The organism is Gardnerella sp. DNF01205, from assembly GCF_049244135.1.
In the GTDB taxonomy this organism is placed as follows: Bacteria; Actinomycetota; Actinomycetes; order Actinomycetales; family Bifidobacteriaceae; genus Bifidobacterium; species Bifidobacterium leopoldii.
The window spans coordinates 1,021,566-1,039,473 of the sequence record NZ_CP058378.1 but is presented as its reverse complement, the minus strand read 5'-3'; the positions used below and the strand labels follow the sequence as shown (position 1 = coordinate 1,039,473).

General features: G+C 42.8%; 15 protein-coding genes. 14 read left to right on the top strand and 1 reads right to left on the bottom strand.

From position 1 onward, the window contains the following. The first annotated feature begins 133 nt into the window (after positions 1-133). From thrS to HXT47_RS04320, 11 genes are all read left to right on the top strand, one after another. Entirely contained in the window at positions 134-2,164 is a 2,031-nt protein-coding gene (thrS, locus tag HXT47_RS04370) for a threonine--tRNA ligase (protein ID WP_004574318.1), read from the top strand. Between the two features lie 215 nt (positions 2,165-2,379). Beyond that, on the top strand, positions 2,380-3,036 hold the full coding sequence (locus HXT47_RS04365; RefSeq protein WP_004574317.1) for a CDP-alcohol phosphatidyltransferase family protein: 657 nt from the start codon (positions 2,380-2,382) through the stop codon (positions 3,034-3,036). A 62-nt stretch (positions 3,037-3,098) separates the two neighbouring features. Beyond that, positions 3,099-3,857, top strand: coding sequence for a YebC/PmpR family DNA-binding transcriptional regulator (locus HXT47_RS04360; RefSeq protein WP_004106544.1), 759 nt, complete (start codon positions 3,099-3,101; stop codon positions 3,855-3,857). A gap of 6 nt (positions 3,858-3,863) precedes the next feature. Continuing rightward, a complete protein-coding gene (gene ruvC, locus HXT47_RS04355; RefSeq protein WP_004106546.1) occupies positions 3,864-4,445 on the top strand; it encodes a crossover junction endodeoxyribonuclease RuvC in 582 nt (193 codons plus the stop codon). 87 nt (positions 4,446-4,532) lie between these two features. After that, on the top strand, positions 4,533-5,162 hold the full coding sequence (ruvA, locus tag HXT47_RS04350) for a Holliday junction branch migration protein RuvA (protein ID WP_004106548.1): 630 nt from the start codon (positions 4,533-4,535) through the stop codon (positions 5,160-5,162). Between the two features lie 94 nt (positions 5,163-5,256). Further along, positions 5,257-6,261 carry a Holliday junction branch migration DNA helicase RuvB gene (gene ruvB, locus HXT47_RS04345; RefSeq protein ID WP_217428681.1) on the top strand — a complete coding sequence of 335 codons (1,005 nt, stop codon included), beginning with the start codon at positions 5,257-5,259 and terminating at the stop codon, positions 6,259-6,261. 59 nt (positions 6,262-6,320) lie between these two features. Continuing rightward, positions 6,321-6,719, top strand: coding sequence for a preprotein translocase subunit YajC (gene yajC / locus HXT47_RS04340; RefSeq protein ID WP_004574313.1), 399 nt, complete (start codon positions 6,321-6,323; stop codon positions 6,717-6,719). A gap of 140 nt (positions 6,720-6,859) precedes the next feature. Then, positions 6,860-7,441 carry an adenine phosphoribosyltransferase gene (locus HXT47_RS04335; protein ID WP_004574311.1) on the top strand — a complete coding sequence of 194 codons (582 nt, stop codon included), beginning with the start codon at positions 6,860-6,862 and terminating at the stop codon, positions 7,439-7,441. 89 nt (positions 7,442-7,530) lie between these two features. After that, positions 7,531-8,904: a DUF6350 family protein gene (locus tag HXT47_RS04330; RefSeq protein WP_117008755.1), complete on the top strand. Its 1,374-nt coding sequence runs from the start codon at positions 7,531-7,533 to the stop codon at positions 8,902-8,904. Between the two features lie 33 nt (positions 8,905-8,937). Continuing rightward, positions 8,938-10,608: a bifunctional phosphoribosylaminoimidazolecarboxamide formyltransferase/IMP cyclohydrolase gene (gene purH / locus HXT47_RS04325; protein WP_174191565.1), complete on the top strand. Its 1,671-nt coding sequence runs from the start codon at positions 8,938-8,940 to the stop codon at positions 10,606-10,608. Between the two features lie 141 nt (positions 10,609-10,749). Further along, entirely contained in the window at positions 10,750-11,067 is a 318-nt protein-coding gene (locus HXT47_RS04320) for a hypothetical protein (protein WP_004574306.1), read from the top strand. 8 nt (positions 11,068-11,075) lie between these two features. Here the strand turns inward: HXT47_RS04320 and HXT47_RS04315 are convergent, their stop codons facing one another. After that, entirely contained in the window at positions 11,076-12,047 is a 972-nt protein-coding gene (locus HXT47_RS04315; RefSeq protein ID WP_117008758.1) for an MIP/aquaporin family protein, read from the bottom strand. A 245-nt stretch (positions 12,048-12,292) separates the two neighbouring features. Here HXT47_RS04315 and HXT47_RS04310 point away from each other — a divergent pair, with 245 nt between their 5' ends. Genes HXT47_RS04310 through HXT47_RS04300 form a run of 3 tightly spaced genes read left to right on the top strand, consistent with a single transcriptional unit; the run spans position 12,293 to position 17,856 of the window. Further along, a complete protein-coding gene (locus HXT47_RS04310; RefSeq protein WP_101886054.1) occupies positions 12,293-13,066 on the top strand; it encodes a pseudouridine synthase in 774 nt (257 codons plus the stop codon). Next, on the top strand, positions 13,063-15,267 hold the full coding sequence (gene der / locus HXT47_RS04305) for a bifunctional cytidylate kinase/GTPase Der (protein ID WP_101886053.1): 2,205 nt from the start codon (positions 13,063-13,065) through the stop codon (positions 15,265-15,267). The genes HXT47_RS04310 and der overlap by 4 nt, the downstream gene beginning before the upstream one ends. Positions 15,268-15,327: 60 nt before the next feature. Then, positions 15,328-17,856, top strand: coding sequence for a DEAD/DEAH box helicase (locus HXT47_RS04300; protein WP_421788896.1), 2,529 nt, complete (start codon positions 15,328-15,330; stop codon positions 17,854-17,856). The last annotated feature ends 52 nt before the right edge of the window (positions 17,857-17,908 follow it).

Sequence of the window (17,908 nt, the reverse complement as noted above, 5' to 3'; positions counted from 1 at the left end):
GCGTGAAAAATGCGCGCGATTGACGTCGTTTTTTGCGCGTTTTATTTATGTTTTAATCGCGTAAGTTTATCGACGCCACACAAGTCCAGGTCTGCACATTAGTAACGCAAGACCCCGATAGAAAAGGACAATTATGGCTGAAAATACCATCTCCATCACCGTAAACGAGGAACGCAAGGAGGTGGATGCAAGCTTCACTGGCGCCCAACTTTTCGCGGAAGATAAGAATATTATTGCCGTGCGTTTAAATGGCGAGTTGCGTGATTTGTACACGCCTCTTCATGACGGCGATACCGTGGAATCAGTAGCCCTTGATAGTGAAGATGGCATCGCAATCATGCGTCATTCCGCTACTCACGTGATGGCTCAAGCTGTTCAAGAAATTCGACCAGACGCAAAGTTGGGCGTAGGTCCTGTAATTAAAGACGGCTTCTACTATGATTTCGATGTTGATACTCCATTTACGCCAGACGATTTGAAGCAAATCGAAAAGCATATGCAGCGCATTATTAAAGAGTCTCAAAGCTTCCGTCGTCGCGTTGTAACTGAAGATGAAGCGCGCGCTGAAGAAGCAAATCAACCTTATAAGTTGGAGTTGATTGGGGATAAGGAAGCTGCTCTTGATCCGGCTGCTGCTGGCGAAATTAGCAAGCATGAGCTTAGCATGTACGACAATTTGGATCGCGAAGGCAATAAAGTTTGGAGCGATTTGTGCCGTGGACCTCATTTGCCAAACACTCGCTATATTAAGGCTTTTAAGCTTGAGCGTGTTGCTGCAGCTTACTGGCGTGGCTCGGAGCATAATCCTATGCTTCAGCGCATTTACGGAACTGCTTGGCCTAGCAAGGAAGAGCTTAAAGCTTATACAACTCGCATGGAAGAAGCTGCTAAGCGCGATCATCGTAAGCTCGGTCAAGAGATGGATTTGTTCTCATTCCCAGATGAGATTGGTCCAGGCTTAGCAGTGTTCCATCCAAAAGGTGCTGCAATTATTAACGCAATGGAAGATTATTCCCGCGAACAGCATCGCAAGCATCACTACAGCTTCGTACAAACTCCGCACATTACTAAGGGCGGCTTGTATGAGACTTCCGGCCACTTGCAGTGGTACAAGGATGGCATGTATCCTCCAATGAAGCTTGACGAAGAGCGCGACGAAAACGGTAACGTAACTCGCCAAGGTGCTGACTACTACTTGAAGCCAATGAACTGCCCAATGCATAACTTGATCTTCAAGTCTCGCCAGCGTTCTTATCGCGAGCTTCCTTTGCGCTTGTTTGAGTTTGGTACTGTGTATCGCTACGAAAAGTCTGGCGTTGTGCATGGGTTAACTCGTGTTCGTGGCTTGACTCAGGATGATTCGCATATTTACTGCACTCGCGAGCAAATGCGCGATGAGTTGAAGAGCTTGCTTAACTTTGTGCTTGGTCTTCTTAAAGACTTCGGTTTGAACGACTTCTACTTGGAGCTTTCCACTAAGGATGAGCACAAGTTCGTTGGTTCCGACGAGATTTGGGAAGAAGCAACTAATACTTTGGCAGAGGTTGCTAAAGAGTCTGGTTTGGAACTCGTGGACGATCCAGGTGGAGCTGCATTCTACGGCCCGAAGATTTCCGTGCAAGCTCGCGATGCAATCGGCCGCACTTGGCAGGTTTCTACTATTCAGCTCGACTTCAACTTGCCTGAGCGCTTTAAGTTGGAATACATTGCGGCTGACGGTAGCCACCAGCGTCCTGTGATGATTCACCGCGCACTCTTTGGCTCTATTGAGCGTTTCTTCGCTATTTTGCTTGAGCACTATGCAGGCGCATTCCCAGCATGGTTGGCTCCAGTCCAGGTGACTGGCGTTCCTGTTGCAGATGAGTTCGCTCCACACTTGCAAAAGTTGATTAGCGATTTGGAAGAGAATATGGTTCGTTGCGAAATGGACAACTCTGACGATCGCTTCGGCAAGAAGATTCGTAACGCTTCTAAGTCTAAAGTGCCTTTCACTTTGATTGCTGGCGAAGAGGATGTGAACAACAATGCTGTGAGCTTCCGCTTCCGCGATGGCAGCCAATTGAATGGCGTTCCTGTTTCGCAAGCTAAAGAGTGGATTTTGTCCATCATTAAGCAGCGCGTTCAGGTCAATACTGCAGAAGATTTTGAGCGCTACACTAAGTAGCATAAGCTATTTAAGTTATGTAACTTAAATAACGTTACTTAAGCAGCACAGTTTCGCTTGAAAACTAAATTGCAATAAATAAACGAAATAAGCAAAAGCCCACACTTCTTAAAGTTGTGTGGGCTTTTGTGTGTATTACAGCCGATTGACTAATATGGGATTGTTTATTGAACCCAAGTTTTATTTGCTTGATTACGCTAGGAAGGTTGCATTCAATGTTGGAATCATTACGCAGTGGGTTTAAGCGCACTATTTCTCCAATTGCAAAATTGCTAGTCCGATTAGGCATAAGTGCTAACTGTGTAACAATTGTCGGCACAATAGCTGTAGTTATTATTGCTTTTGTTACTGCTTTTACTAAACAGTTTGTTGTTGGCACTATATTTTTAACTATTTTTGTGCTTGCAGACAGTTTAGATGGTTCTGTTGCTGCTTTGACAACAGGCGGCACAAAATTTGGTGCATTTCTTGACTCAACTCTCGATCGCATTGCAGACTGGTCATTATTTTCCTCTGTATGCATTTGTTTGTATGAAGCTCACGAAAAAAATATGTGCACTTGGATTTCAACTTTGAATGGCAATGCAATAAAGTATGTAGGATTATTAAGCTGTTTGGTTGCTCTTATGGCAGCTTTCGTAACTTCATACACTCGCGCTCGCGGTCAGTCAATAAATGTAGATCCTAAAAAAGGTTTAATAACTCGTGCAGATAGAGTTGCCGTGATTCTTGTTGCTATGGGGCTTGTTGGTTTTACAAATCAACTTTTTTGGTTGAGTTTTGCTATGATTCTGCTTGCTGTTGGCGGTATTATTACAGTTTTCCAGCGTATTTTTGAAGTAAAGCATGGGCTTGATATAAAAGATAAATAAAATTTGTCGCGAAAGCGCAATAAAATCGTTTCGTTTGATTAACTGTACGTTTTAGGAGTATCATGTCAGGTCATTCCAAGTGGGCGACTACAAAGCACAAGAAGGCCGCTATCGACGCAAAGCGTGGCAAGCTTTTTGCCAAGCTTATTAAGAACATTGAAATTGCTGCACGTTTGGGTGGTGGCGATCCTGATGGTAACCCTACGCTGTACGATGCCATCGTTAAAGCCAAGAAGGCTTCCATGCCTGCTGACAACATCAAGCGCGCTGTAAAGCGTGGTTCTGGTGAAGAAGCTGGCGGCGCAAACTATGAAGAGATCGTTTACGAAGGTTACGCTCCTGCAGGTGTTGGATTGATTATTGAATGCCTTACTGATAACCGTAATCGTGCTGCTGCTGATGTGCGTTCAACTCTTACTAAGGGCAACGGTTCTTTGGCAACAAGCGGTTCCGTGAGCTTCAACTTCGAACGTAAAGGTTTGATTGAGGTTCCATCCGAAGGCGTTGACTACGATAAGCTTTTCGAAGTTGCAGCTGAAGCTGGAGCTGAAGATGTTGCTGATGATGGCGATGTTTATTCTGTTTACACCAATTCCAGTGATTTGGTAACTGTGCGTAAGGCTTTGCAGGAAGCTGGTTTCGACTATGATTCTGCAGATATCATTATGCATCCAAACAATGAGGTTGAATTAAGCTTCGAAGATGCTCAAAAGGTTTCTCGCTTAATCGATAATCTCGATGACTTGGACGATGTTCAGAATATTTACAGCAACTGGACCGCTTCAGATGAGGTTATGGCTCAGCTTGAGGAAGATGAATAGTCTCCTATGATGATTTTGGGCGTTGACCCCGGGCTTACTCGCTGCGGGGTCGGCGTGATTGAAGCCGGCGTCTCGCGTCGGCTTTCTTTTATTCACGTCGATGTGTTGAGGTCTGAGCCTGATCTTTCGCAAGATTTGCGACTTTTAAAGATTTATAACGGATTAGTTGAAAAAATTGAGCGTTTTTCGCCTGATACTGTGTCTATTGAACGTGTTTTTGCGCAAGAAAATCGAAATACTGTTCTTGGCACTGCACAGGTTGCTGGTATCGCAATGCTTGCTGCAGCTCAGCGCAATATTCCTGTTGCTTTACACACTCCTACTGAAGTTAAACTTGCTGTAGCTGGAAACGGAAAAGCTCAAAAACCTCAAGTAGAGCGCATGGTAGCGCGATTACTTGGTCTTAATGTTTTGCCTACTCCTGCTGATGCTGCCGACGCTTTAGCTCAAGCTATTTGTCATGCTCTTCGTCCTTCTGGTGCTTTGCAAGGTGGCGAGCGCGAGCAGCATCTAACTGCTGCACAGAAACAATGGGCTTTAGCTCAAGCTCAGGCGCGTAAATCTTCTTCTGTCGTTCGAGACATGTAGGATATTAATAGAACAGATGTTCTATTATAATTGTATTTGACTTTATGTGCTTTAAGTTATGAGTTTTTGTTAAGTAGGAGTGAGCTTATGATTGGAATGCTTGTTGGGCAAGTTGCGTCAATTGATGCTCGTTCTGCTCTTATTGTTGTTTCTGGAGTTGGCTACGAGACTTATATGCCTTCTCAAGATTTGTCTTCTTTGCATGAAGGGCAGGAAGTTCGCGTTTATACGTCGCTTCAAGTTTCGCAAGATGCTTTAACTCTTTATGGTTTTACAACTCAAGCTGCTAAACGAATGTTTTTGCAAGTGCAAAAAGTTAGTGGAATTGGTCCTAAAGTTGCTCTTTCTATGCTTTCAACTTTGAATGTTGATCGTCTTTTACAAGCTATTTCTGAGGGAGATGTAACTTCTCTTTCTTCTGCGCCTGGTTTAGGGAAAAAGGGTGCGCAGAAGATTATTTTGGAATTGAAGGGTTCTCTTGATCCTTCAATACTGGCAGATAGTTCTAATGATTCTACTCAATCTAATAAGCAGATTGTTGATTCTAGCGTGCAATGCGTCATAGAGGGTCTTATTTCATTGGGTTGGAGACAAGTTGACGCTCAAAGAGCAGTTGAGCAAGTCTGTGCAGAGAATAATATTTCAACTCCTATATCTGATGCAGATTTGCCTAATGTCTTACGAATGGCATTAGCTTCACTTGATAGAGGTAGGTAATCATGTTTGTAAAGAATCTAGTATTGGGGGAGTTGAAGTGAGTGAAAAGTATGCTTCTGCGCTAAATACTGGTGTTGCTGAAGAATCCTTACGCATGGTTTCTTCAACTCCTTTAGGAAATGAGCAACTCAGTGATGAGGAGCTTCGTCCTCACGCATTAGAAGGTTTTATTGGTCAACCAGTTTTAAAAGCGCAATTGCAACTGTTTTTAGATGCTGCTAAAAAGCGTGATGTTGCGCCTGACCATATGTTATTGGCAGGCCCTCCTGGATTGGGAAAAACTACATTAGCAATGATTGTTGCTAATGAATTGCAAGTTCCTATTCGAATTACTTCAGGTCCTGCTATCCAGCATGCTGGAGATTTAGCTTCTATACTAAGCGCGCTTGATGCAGGTGAAGTGTTGTTTATTGACGAAATTCATCGTTTGCCTCGTGCTGCAGAAGAGTTGCTTTATATTGCTATGGAAGATTTTCGCGTTGACGTTATGGTGGGTAAAGGTCCTGGCGCCTCATCAATACCGTTAACTCTTCCTCGTTTTACCGTAGTGGGAGCTACCACTAGGGAAGGAATGTTGCCTTCTCCATTGCGTGCTCGTTTTGGTTTTACTGCTCATCTTGATTTTTATCCTCACGAAGAGCTTGAAAAACTTATTGAACGATCTGCTAAAGTCTTAGGGATTCGTCTTGTTGATCAAGCTGCTAAAGAGCTATCATTGCGCTCTCGTGGCACTCCTCGTATAGCGAATCGTTTGTTGAGGCGTGTCAGAGATTGGGCTATTGTGCATGATTTGTCAGAAGTAAATCATGAAGCTGTTGTTGAAGCGTTAGCTTTATACCAGATTGATACGCAAGGTCTTGATCGACTTGATATTGCAGTTTTGAAGGCTATGGTTTGTCAGTTTAACGGTGGACCGGTTGGTCTTAATAATTTAGCTGCAATGGTTGGTGAAGAAGCTGAAACTGTTGAAACAGTATGTGAACCATATTTAGTGCGTGAAGGATTCTTAATTCGCACTCCTAAAGGTCGTGTTGCAACTAGTAAAGCTTGGAAACATTTGGGCTTTAAAGAGCCTAGTAATGTCAGTGAGCTAGCTTAAAATAATTGACTTGGACGGCATTTCGACCGTCTTAGGGTTGGATACTTAAGGAGTTTACTTTGCCTCAATTTTTCCAGCAGTATGGCATGCTTATTATTCTCGTTGTAGCAATGGTTTGCATGATGATGTTCCAGACTCGCAATGCTAAGAAGCGTCAAGCTGAAATGCGTTCCTTCCATGAATCTTTGGAGCCAGGCACTGAAATTATTACAATTGGCGGCATTATCGGCAAGATTGTAAGCGTAGATACGCAGTATGAAGAGATTGTTATCGATTCAGAAGGTAGCTTGATGCGAGTATCTTTCCGCGCTGTAAACAGATTGTATGTGCGTCCAGCGTTTATTAGCGATGAAGAGGCAGAAGCTGCACAAGCAGAAGAAGCTAAGCAGGATGATGCAAATAAGTCTGTAAACGAAGATAACAAGCCAGTATCAGAATCTGCAGAATCTGAAAAGTAATAACTTTTATTTCATAAATTTATAATTTAATACTTAAGTCGTGATGTGTGAGTCAGCGCATGTCTCACACATCATGCGAATATGTGACATTCTTTCCATATTCCAATAACAAGTCTTGTGAAGAAAAGAACGTTAGAATTATGACAGCAACGGATATTACAGTGAAAACGTTGAAAACAGTAAGTAACGATGACGCCGCTTATCTTGCTTCTTTGATTCGTACCGTTCCAGGATTCCCAAATCCTAGTATTATATTTCGTGATTTTCTTCCTATATTTTCAAATGCTCGCTCTTCGCGAATTCTTATTGATTCTTTGATTGATGCATTGCCTGTACCGGCTGATTCAATTGATTTGATTGCTGGGCTTGAAGCTCGAGGTTTTCTTTTTGGACCATTGTTGGCATCTCGGTTAGGCAAAGGTTTTCTTGCTATTCGTAAAGCTGGTAAGCTACCTCCTCCAGTTATTACTGAGTCGTACATGCTTGAGTATGGTCAGGCAAGTATTGAAATTGAAAACGACGCTATTAAGCCAGGTCAACGTGTGCTTATTGTTGACGATCTTATTGCAACTGGAGGCACTGCAAAAGCTGCTGCAAATATTGTCAAGCGCGCTCAAGGAATAGTTGCAGGTTTTAGTTTTGTTATTGAACTTACAGGTATTAGTGGAATGAGTGAGTTATGCGATTATCCTTGCAGTAGTTTAATTACTATGCCAGCTTAAAAGTTTATTATTATCGCTTATTATTAAAGTAATATCCTATTTAAAGCAATATATTGGTTTTGCACCTAAAAGAATTGAAAGGAAAAGGCATGGTTGAGAAACTTAAGTCATTCTTAATAAACATGTCTAAAGGTGTAATAACTCCTATTATTGTTATTTTTATTTTTTCTCTTACAATAGGTCTTTTCCTATCTCTCACACTTCTTGTGGTTTCTATCGAAGAGGGAGCAGGCAATCTTTCTGAATCTGCAATGTCTATGACTTGGGCTGTGTTTATGTTTGCTCAAGGCGTAGGTCTTACTTTTGGCAATTGCATTCTTACGATTATTCCTTTAGGTCTTACTTTTCTACTTATTGCAACACTTGTATGTTTAATTCGCCGTATTCGAGGTGGAGATATAGCATATTTTACTGGGCTTGTAGTCTGGGCTGTTATTAATGCGATACTTTCTCAAAATACGCATGTTACTTTACTGGATTCTACTTTTATTGTTGCTTGTAAATCTTCTTGTATTTATTTAATTTCTTTGCTTATAGCGGTTTTTCCAAGCAGCTCATTGTTTATGTCGTTAAAGCAGCGCTACAAGCAAATGTGCCCTGAGTATATTCAAAAAAATATTCGTATTACTAAGCGTACAGCAGTAATTTTATTTGGTTTATACGCTTTCGTTGCGTTAATAACTGTTGTAGTTTGGGCTTGCATAAATTTTGGCTATGTTAATTCATATTTCAATAAATTAGGCATGCAAAATGGTTCTCGTATTCTTACAACTATTGCTTGCTTAGTTTGGCTGCCGAATATTGCTATTTGGGCATTATCTTGGATTTGTGGATCTGGATTTAATATTGGATCTGTTGCACAATTTACTTTAACAGTTTCTCAGCGTAAATCTTTGCCCCCTATTCCGGTTTTTGGAATATTTCCTGATGCTGTTGTTGATGTTATGCATCGCACTGTTTTTTACTCCATAGTTCCAATTTTCTGCTTTATTGTAATGCTTATAACTTTATTGCATAAAAGCGGCTGTGGCTTGCGTTTAAAAAATATTATTGACAAAACCGAGCGTGAGTCTTTTATGTTGAATGCTGTAGAAGCTGCAACTGATAGTGTAGGTGTATCCGCTTTAATTACAATTATGTGGACTGTTGTTTTCTCAATAGCAAATGGTTCATTGGGTGAATGTCGACTTTCTTATATTGGAGTTGACATTATTGAAAGTACTAGGGCTGTTGGTCATCTTACTCTATACGCTTCTGCTGTAGCATGGGTTATTTCGATTTTTAGTATCCTACTTATTTGTGGCGCGCGATATTGCTTTAATCTTATTGCTGCTAGTAAGTCGAATAAACCTGTAAAATCTGCAGAATTAATCGAAAATAAGACTAGTAATAAAAAGAATCAACCTTTGCCTTTGAAAAAAGCTGCTCCTAGGACGGTTTCATCGAAGGCTAAAAGAAAATAATTCCTCACTACTATTTTGGGAAGGAAGGCCGCCGTGCAACAGACACAGAGCAAAGAATCAAACGCAAATGTGCTGATAACCACAGGTGAAAAGCAAATTCGTAGAGTTCTTGTTTCAGTTTTTCATAAAGAGGGACTTGAAATATTAGCTGAAGCATTTAGAAAGGCTGATACTGAAGTAGTTTCAACCGGCTCTACTGCTGCTAAATTGGCGGAACTTGGTGTTTGTGTTACTGAAGTTTCTGACGTTACTGGTTTCCCAGAAAGTCTTGATGGAAGGGTGAAGACTTTAGATCCGCATATTCACGCTGGAATTCTTGCAGATATGAGTAATGCTGATCATGTAAAGCAACTTGAAAAGTTAAACATAAAGCCGTTTGATGCCGTAGTAGTTAATTTGTATCCATTCGTAGACACTGTAATGAGCGGTGCTGATAGTGACGCAATTATTGAGAAAATTGATATTGGTGGACCTTCTATGATTCGTGCTGCAGCAAAGAATCATAAGTCTGTTGCTGTTATTACAGATCCTGCAGATTACCAGCTTTTAGCTAATAGAATCGTTTCAGGTGAAGGCTTTAATTTGCAAGAGCGCGAATATTTGGCTGGTAAAGCATTTGCTCATACAGCAGCTTACGATGCTTCTATATCTGAGTGGACAAGTAAAGCATGGCAGAAGCCTGAAAGTTTGAACACAAATGATGAAGAAGATAATCAAAATGCTGAAGCTGTGAAGCTTCCTGCAAACTACACGCGCACTTGGAATTTAGAGCATACGCTTCGATATGGTGAGAATCCCCATCAGCAAGCAGGATTGTATTTAGATCCTTTGCATAAGGGTGGTTTGGCTCAGGCTGAGCTTCTTGGCGGAAAACCTATGAGCTACAACAATTATGTGGATGCGGATGCTGCTTGGCGTGCAGTTTGGGATTTTGCTCCACAAATTGCGGTTGCTGTTTGCAAGCATAATAATCCTTGCGGCTTGGCAATAGGCACGACTGCAGTAGAAGCGCACGAAAAAGCTCATGCTTGCGATCCTGTAAGTGCTTACGGTGGCGTGATTGCTGCAAACACTACTGTGACTTTGGAAATGGCAGAAAGTGTGCGCCCAATTTTCACAGAGGTTATTGTGGCTCCAGACTATGAGCCTGAAGCTTTGGAATTGCTTCGCACTAAGAAAAAGAATCTTCGCATTTTGAAGGTTGCAACTCCGCCAGTCTTAGATTTGCAAGTTCATCCTATTGACGGTGGTGCTTTAGTTCAGTCTGCAGATAAGATTGATGCAGTTGGTGATAATCCTGAAAACTGGACGCTTGTTTCTGGAGATCCTGCTGATGCTGACACTTTGCGCGACTTGCAATTCGCGTGGCGTTCGCTTCGTTGTGTAAAGTCTAACGCAATTCTACTTGCGCACGACAATGCTACTGTTGGCATTGGAATGGGGCAGGTTAATCGCGTGGATTCATGCCATTTGGCTGTTGAGCGTGCGAATACTTTGGCTGATGGTGCTGAACGTGCTCGCGGAGCTGTTGCGGCTTCGGATGCTTTCTTCCCATTTGCTGACGGTCCGCAAATTTTGATTGAAGCGGGCGTTCGCGCAATCGTGCAGCCTGGTGGCTCTATTCGCGACGAAGAAGTGTTCGAAGCTGCGCGCAAAGCTGGTGTAACGATGTACACTACCGGTACTCGTCACTTCTTCCACTAAAATTGCTTTAGCTAAGATTCATAGACAAATAAATTAATCAATATTATGGATGCAGCGTTTGTGTACTTCAAGCGCTGCATCTTTGTGTTAGTGCCTAAAACAACTCATGTTTTCTTATCGCGGAGCAGGTATGATACAAGTATGACAGATAGTGAGCATCAGACTAGAAGTGCTAAAACGGAGCATCCGTACGTGTCGGAAAAACGTGAGGGTAAGCCTTATGCTGAATGGATTGTAGCAATTATTATTGCACTTTGCGCATTATTGGCATTTATAGGATATGTAAAAGCCGCCACAGTTGTTATTTCTGTGACGGCTGTACTTCTAGGAGTTATGCGCTTAATTATGCGTCAGCGTAGTCCTTGGAAAGTTCGCTCAGTTGGCTTTGATTCTTTCATAAGTATTACGCTCGGCATAGGTTTGCTTATAACATACGCTTCAATTATATTTTTGCTATAATTTTATTTTTAAAGATTGTTCGCAACGTTATTGTCAGATGCGTTTTGAACGTACTCATAGCTCATATCTGGCGCTGCAGGAGCATCTGCTTTTGTGTCTGCAAAATTTTGTATTGGTGCAGGATTTGTTTCATTTGATACAGCAAGTTTTTGTGCTGAGTTTGAAAGAAGCTTTGTTAATAGCAAAACTAGGCTAACAAGCGCTGCAGCAAAAATTGGAGCAATCCAGAATACCCACAATTGACTTAGTGGTTTAACTTCCAAATCATGAGAGTTTGCGAATAATGCGATGCCGGTAGAACGCGCAGGATTCAAACCAGCTCCTGTAATTTGATACGTAATGAAAGCGCCAGCTGCGTATGCAATACCGATGTGTGTTGCATAACCGCATTTAGTATTACCTTCATGGTCTGTGCTGCGCAATGCAGTGGCAACAATCAAAATAACAGCAATAACTTCAACTAATAACGCAGATACTATTCCGAAAGACAAGTTTATTTCTTTTAGTTGACGTGCAGAAAGAGATGCCTTTTCGAATCCGTTTACTATTGAAACAAACCAATACTTTTTGTCAAAACCTGAGCCTTGACCAACTTGTGACGGATCAATGCTTGAATCCTGCTGAGGAATAATAAGAATAAACAATCCTGCAGCTGCAATAGCACCAAGAACTTGGGCAACAATGTAGCATAATCCTGCAGTGTATGAAGTGCGTCCAGTAAGCATCGAAGCAACTGTTACTGCAGGGTTAAGGTGGCCCCCAGAAACTTTAGATGCAATATATGTCGCTGCAGCATAAGCGATACCAGTGCCGGCGGCAATCATTAAAACGTTGATTCCGTACATTACGGTAGTAAGAGAATAAAAAGTGTAAACAACGAACATCGCTAAAGCTGTAGCAATAAATTCAGTACCAATACGAACAATAAGTGGCGCAGCAGTTTTAGTTGTGCTGCACGGTGTATCTGTAGTTTTAATCATAATTTTCCTTAATTTTAGTTGTGCCGCTTTGTTAATGATTGCAACACAATGAAACCTAGGCTATACTATCACGGCTATGCCATACGGTAACATAGGAAGACGTGGTGTTTTTGATTTATTGCAAATTTAATAAATTACCACATAAATTAGTAAATTAATGAGTAATGAATTGCTTATATTGCGTATTCTTAAGTAAATTCTGGCGCAAATATGTATGTAATTCTTTAGGTCACGTTGGGAGAACGATGCCAAACGCATATTCCCGCGCCAATCAGGCGCATTCAGATGACAACAACGCCATTCGACTGCAGAAGCTGCTTGCTGAAGCGGGATTTGGTTCAAGACGCAAGTGTGAAGAGATTATTCTTGACGGGCGTGTTGAAGTAGACGACGAATTGGTTACAACACTTGGTACTCGAGTAGATCCAAAACGTCAAAAAGTGCGCGTTGATGGATCTCGCGTAAAGTTCAACACAAAGCTAGTAACGCTCGCATTGCATAAGCCTAAGCGAGTTCTTAGCGCAATGGACGATCCAAAAGGTCGCTTTACTTTAAGAGATATTGTTGGAGACAAGTACGAGCGAATTTTCCACATGGGACGCTTGGATTACGATTCTGAAGGTCTTATTTTAATGACCAACGATGGCGAGCTAAGCCAGCACGTAATGCACCCAAAGTATGAGGTTGAGAAAACTTATATTGCAACTGTTGAAGGCAAAATCAACGGTATGGTTTGCCGCCGCTTGGTTTCACAAGGTGTAAATCTTGAAGATGGTTGGATTAAGCTCGACCGTTGCGCAATAATCGATCAGAATCACGACACAACCATGGTAAAAGTTGTGTTGCATTCTGGCAGAAATCGTATTGTTCGCAGGATTTTTGGAGCCGTAGGATACCCTGTAAAGCGTCTTGTTCGTACGCAAATTGGCCCTATTAAATTGGGTGACTTAAAAGCTGGATCGTATCGCGTGCTTTCTCAAACAGAAGTGCGCTCGCTTTCTAAGGAGGTTGGCCTGTGATTTGTGTAGCAATTGATGGACCAGCAGGAGTAGGTAAGTCTTCTACTTCTCGTGCTTTAGCGCAATACTATGGTTTTGCGTATTTAGATACGGGTGCAATGTATAGAGCTGCTGCTTGGTGGTGCTTGAAACAAGGTATTGATTTAAGCACGCAACTTGAATTGGATGAAGAAGGAAATCCTGTAAATCCAGCGGATGCTGAACGTTTTAATCAAATTATTGAAGCTGTTGGAGCCTTATTTACTGAAAGTGACGCTGACTTTAGTGTTGATCCTAAGAATCCTGTAGTGACTGTTGAAGGTGAGGATATTAGCGAAGAATTGCGTTCCAGCGAAGTTTCTTCGCATGTGTCTACTGTATCTTCGATTCCTGCAGTTCGCCGTATGCTTATTGCTGCTCAGCGTGCGTATATTGCTTCAGAGTCAGATGAAGATTCTTTCTCTAAAGGTGAGGGAATAGTTGCAGAAGGACGCGATATTACTACTGTTGTTGCTCCTAATGCTCAAGTTCGAGTGCTTCTTACTGCACGCGAAGAAGTGCGTCAAGCTCGCAGAAACAAGCAGAATATTGCGCAAGAAAATTTGCAAAATAATGAATCTAAAAATAATGAATCTGAAGAAGACGATATTCGCGCTCGTGACGCTAAAGATGCTAAAGTTACGCATTTTCTTCAAGCGGCAGACGGTGTTACAACGCTCGATAATTCTGATTTGACTTTTGAGCAGACTCTCGATGCTCTTGTTGAAATGGTTGACGCTGCAATTGAGCAGGATGAGTATGACCGTTATGCGGCTAATCTTGAAGGCTACGATCTTGACGATGAAGATCGTGCGCTTCTTCGAGGCGACGAAGTAAGTCAAGACGATGCAAAAGACTCTAAAGCTGTTGGAGTAATCGCCATTATAGGTCGACCAAACGTTGGAAAATCAACGCTTGTAAATCGTATTTTGGGTCATCGTGTAGCTGTTGTAGAAGATACTCCAGGTGTTACGAGAGATCGCGTAAGCTACGACGCTGAGTGGGCTGGGACCAACTTCAAGCTTGTTGACACTGGCGGCTGGGAAGCAGATGTTGAAGGTATTGATTCTTCTATTGCTCAACAAGCGCAAGTAGCAGTGCGTTTAAGCGATGCTGTGATTTTCCTAGTAGATGGTCAAGTTGGTTTAACAGCTACAGACGAGCGTATTGTTTCAATGCTTCGCGCTGCAGGTAAGCCTATTACTCTGGCAGTTAACAAAGTTGACGACGCTAGAAGCGAGTATTTGACTGCAGAGTTTTGGAAGCTCGGAATGGGTGAGCCTTACGGAATTTCTGCAATGCACGGCAGAGGCGTTGGAGATTTGCTTGATGCAGCGCTCAATTCTTTGAAGAAAGCGAATAAAACTTCAGGATTCTTAACTCCAGAAGGACTTCGCAGAGTTGCTTTAGTAGGTCGTCCAAACGTTGGTAAGTCTTCGCTTTTGAATCATTTAGCTCATGAAGAGCGATCTGTTGTAAACGATTTGGCTGGAACTACTCGTGACCCTGTTGATGAGGTTGTGCGAGTTGACGGCGAGGATTGGCTGTTTATTGACACTGCTGGTATTAAGCGCAGGCAGCACAAGCTTACGGGTGCTGAATACTATTCTTCACTTCGTACGCAAGCTGCGATTGAACGCTCGGAACTTGCTTTGATTCTTTTCGATTCTTCCCAGCCGATTGCAGAGCAGGATTTGAAAGTTATGAGCCAGGCTGTAGACGCTGGTCGCGCAATCGTACTTGTGTTTAACAAATGGGACTTGATGGACGAATTTTCCAGACAGCGCATGGAACGCTTATGGAAAACTGAGTTTGAGCGCGTAACTTGGGCTGAGCGTGTAAATCTTTCCGCAAAAACAGGATGGCATACGAATCGTCTTGCGCGCGCTATGCGAACAGCTTTAGACAGCTGGGATAAGCGCATTCCTACAGGCAAGCTCAACGCTTTCTTAGGTCGTATTCAGTCTGCTCATCCGCATCCTTTGCGAGGCGGAAAACAAGCGAGAATCTTGTTTGCTACGCAAGCTTCTACGCGCCCACCGCGTTTTGTAATATTCACAACTGGCTTCTTAGAGCACGGATACCGTCGCTTTATTGAGCGTTCTCTTCGAGAAGAGTTTGGATTCGAGGGAACTCCTATTCAAATCTCTGTAAAAGTACGAGATAAGAAGAAGCGCAAGTAAAGCGCAAATAAAGCGTGATTAAGTCAAAGTAAGTTAGGGTTAAGTAAAGTAGGAGCGTATATGGCTGGTTTGGGCGAGTTAGCTTTCGATTTGCATCATGCTAGCGAAGATGAGATTTTTCAAGCATTTGTTGATTGGGTTAAAGATAACAAACATGTAGATTTGTGGCCGCATCAAGAAGAATCCGTTATGGATTTGCTTGCAGGAGACCACGTCATTTTAAACACTCCAACAGGTTCTGGAAAGTCGCTTGTCGCGCTCGGTATGCATTTCGCGGCGCTCGCCACCGGCAGACGCTCCTACTATACTGCGCCAATTAAAGCTCTTGTATCCGAAAAATTCTTCGATTTAGTAGCTATTTTTGGGCGTGACAACGTTGGTATGATTACAGGCGACTCGCATATTAATGCGGATGCTCCAATAATCTGCTGCACGGCGGAAATCTTAGCAAATCAAGCTCTGCGTGAAGGCGCAAACGCTGAAGTCGATTGCGTCGCAATGGACGAATTCCACTACTATGGTGATCCAGAGCGCGGATGGGCTTGGCAAGTTCCGCTGCTTACACTTCCAAATACGCAATTCTTACTTATGAGCGCAACTCTTGGAGACGTAACGGATATTGCGGAACGCTTAGAAAAATCAACAAAAAGAAACGTCGATATTATTGCAGACGCTCCAAGACCAATCCCGCTCGAATACGAGTACACAGATAAGCCGCTTGCAACAACTGTAGAACTCTTATTTAACAAGGGTTTAACGCCAATTTACGTAGTTCATTTTTCGCAAGACGCAGCTCTTGAAACAGCGCAAGCGCTCGCAAGTACTGGAGTTTCAAGCAAAGAGCAGCGAGACAAAATTGCTCAAGCCATTAAAGGTACTAAATTTACTACAGGTTTCGGCAAAATTTTGCAAAGGTTACTGCGCACTGGTGTAGGCGTACATCATGCTGGTATGCTTCCGCGCTACCGTAGGCTTGTCGAACAGCTCGCTCAGCTTGGACTTCTACCAGTTATTTGCGGCACAGACACTCTCGGCGTTGGCATTAACGTGCCAATTCACTCGGTTGTGCTTACAGCTCTTACAAAATTTGATGGGAATCGTAGTAGAAAGCTTCGCGCTCGCGAGTTTCACCAAATTGCAGGACGTGCAGGCAGAATGGGATTCGATACTGAGGGCTTAGTAGTTGCAGAGGCTCCAGAGTTCGAGATTGAGAATGCGCGCGCTGTTGCAAAAGCTGGAAATGATCCTAAAAAGCTTAAAAAAGTTAAGCGTAAGAAAGCTCCAGAAGGCTTTGTTGTTTGGGGTGAGCCAACGTTTACTAAGCTTATTGAAAGCGCTCCTGAAACTTTGAATCCTCACATGGTTGTAACGCATTCAATGATTTTGAACGAAGTTACGCAAGGTGGGGATGCTAGAGCGCGCGTTGAAAAACTTATTGAAGATAGTGCACAAAGGCCACAAGATAAAGAAAAATTACTTGAGCGTTGCGACGATATTTTCCAAACTTTGCTCGATACTCAAGTTATTGAATGCAGAGAGCTTTCGGACGGTTCTTGCGATTATGAGCTTGACGTTGCAATGCCTGAAGGCTTTGCTCTGGATCAGCCGCTTTCTCCGTTCTTGCTCGCAGCTTTGGAATTGTTAGATCCCGAGTCTCAAAGCTACGCACTTGACGTAATTTCCATGGTTGAAGCAACTCTGGATGATCCTAAGCCTGTTCTTCGTGCTCAAGAGCGCAAAGAACGCGATGCTGCAATGGCTGGTATGAAGGACGATGGCATTGACTATGAGGAGCGCATGGAACGCTTAGCTGAAGTTAGCTATCCTAAGCCTCTTGAAGACTTACTAGCTCCTGCTTTTGCGCAATATCGCAAGGATGTGCCGTGGGCGAACGACTACTGGATTAAGCCAAAATCTGTGCTTCGAGACATGGTTGAAACAGCATCTGATTTTACTGGGTACATTTCTCGTTATGGCATTGCTAGAAGTGAGGGAACGCTTCTTCGTTACCTTTCGGACGCTTACCGTTCTCTTGCGCGCACTGTGCCTGAAGATATGCTTAACGAAGAATTGCGTGATATTATTTCGTGGCTTCGTCTTGTTGTGCGCTCTATTGATTCAAGTCTTGTTGACGAGTGGGAGAGTGCAGGAGGATCGGATGCTGAAGCTAGCGCTGTAACTACGGCTGCGCCTTCAACTTCTGAGTCTGTAGTTGAGGATCGTCGTGGACTTATTGTGTTGATTAGAAACGCAATGTTCCGCCGTGTGCAGCTTATGGATTTGGAAGATGCGGAATCTTTGGGAGAGCTTGACAAAGCTTGGGGTTACGGCGTTCACGAGTGGAATGATGTGCTTGACGACTATTACGATGAGCACGAGTATGTTGGAATAGATGCTAAGGCTCGAAGTGGCGACTTGTTTATTTTGGATGATTCGCTTGAGAAAAGTGAACATTCGTGGAAAGTTCGGCAGATTATTGACGATTCAGACGGGGATCATAATTGGGCTATTACTGGCGTTGTCGATTTAGATACAACTCAAGATGAAGGCGAAGTTGTGTTCTTCGATTACCAAGTTTCGCACGTGTGATTTTTAAAAATGTGTTAACAGAATACGAAATGCAAGACGCAAAATGCAATCG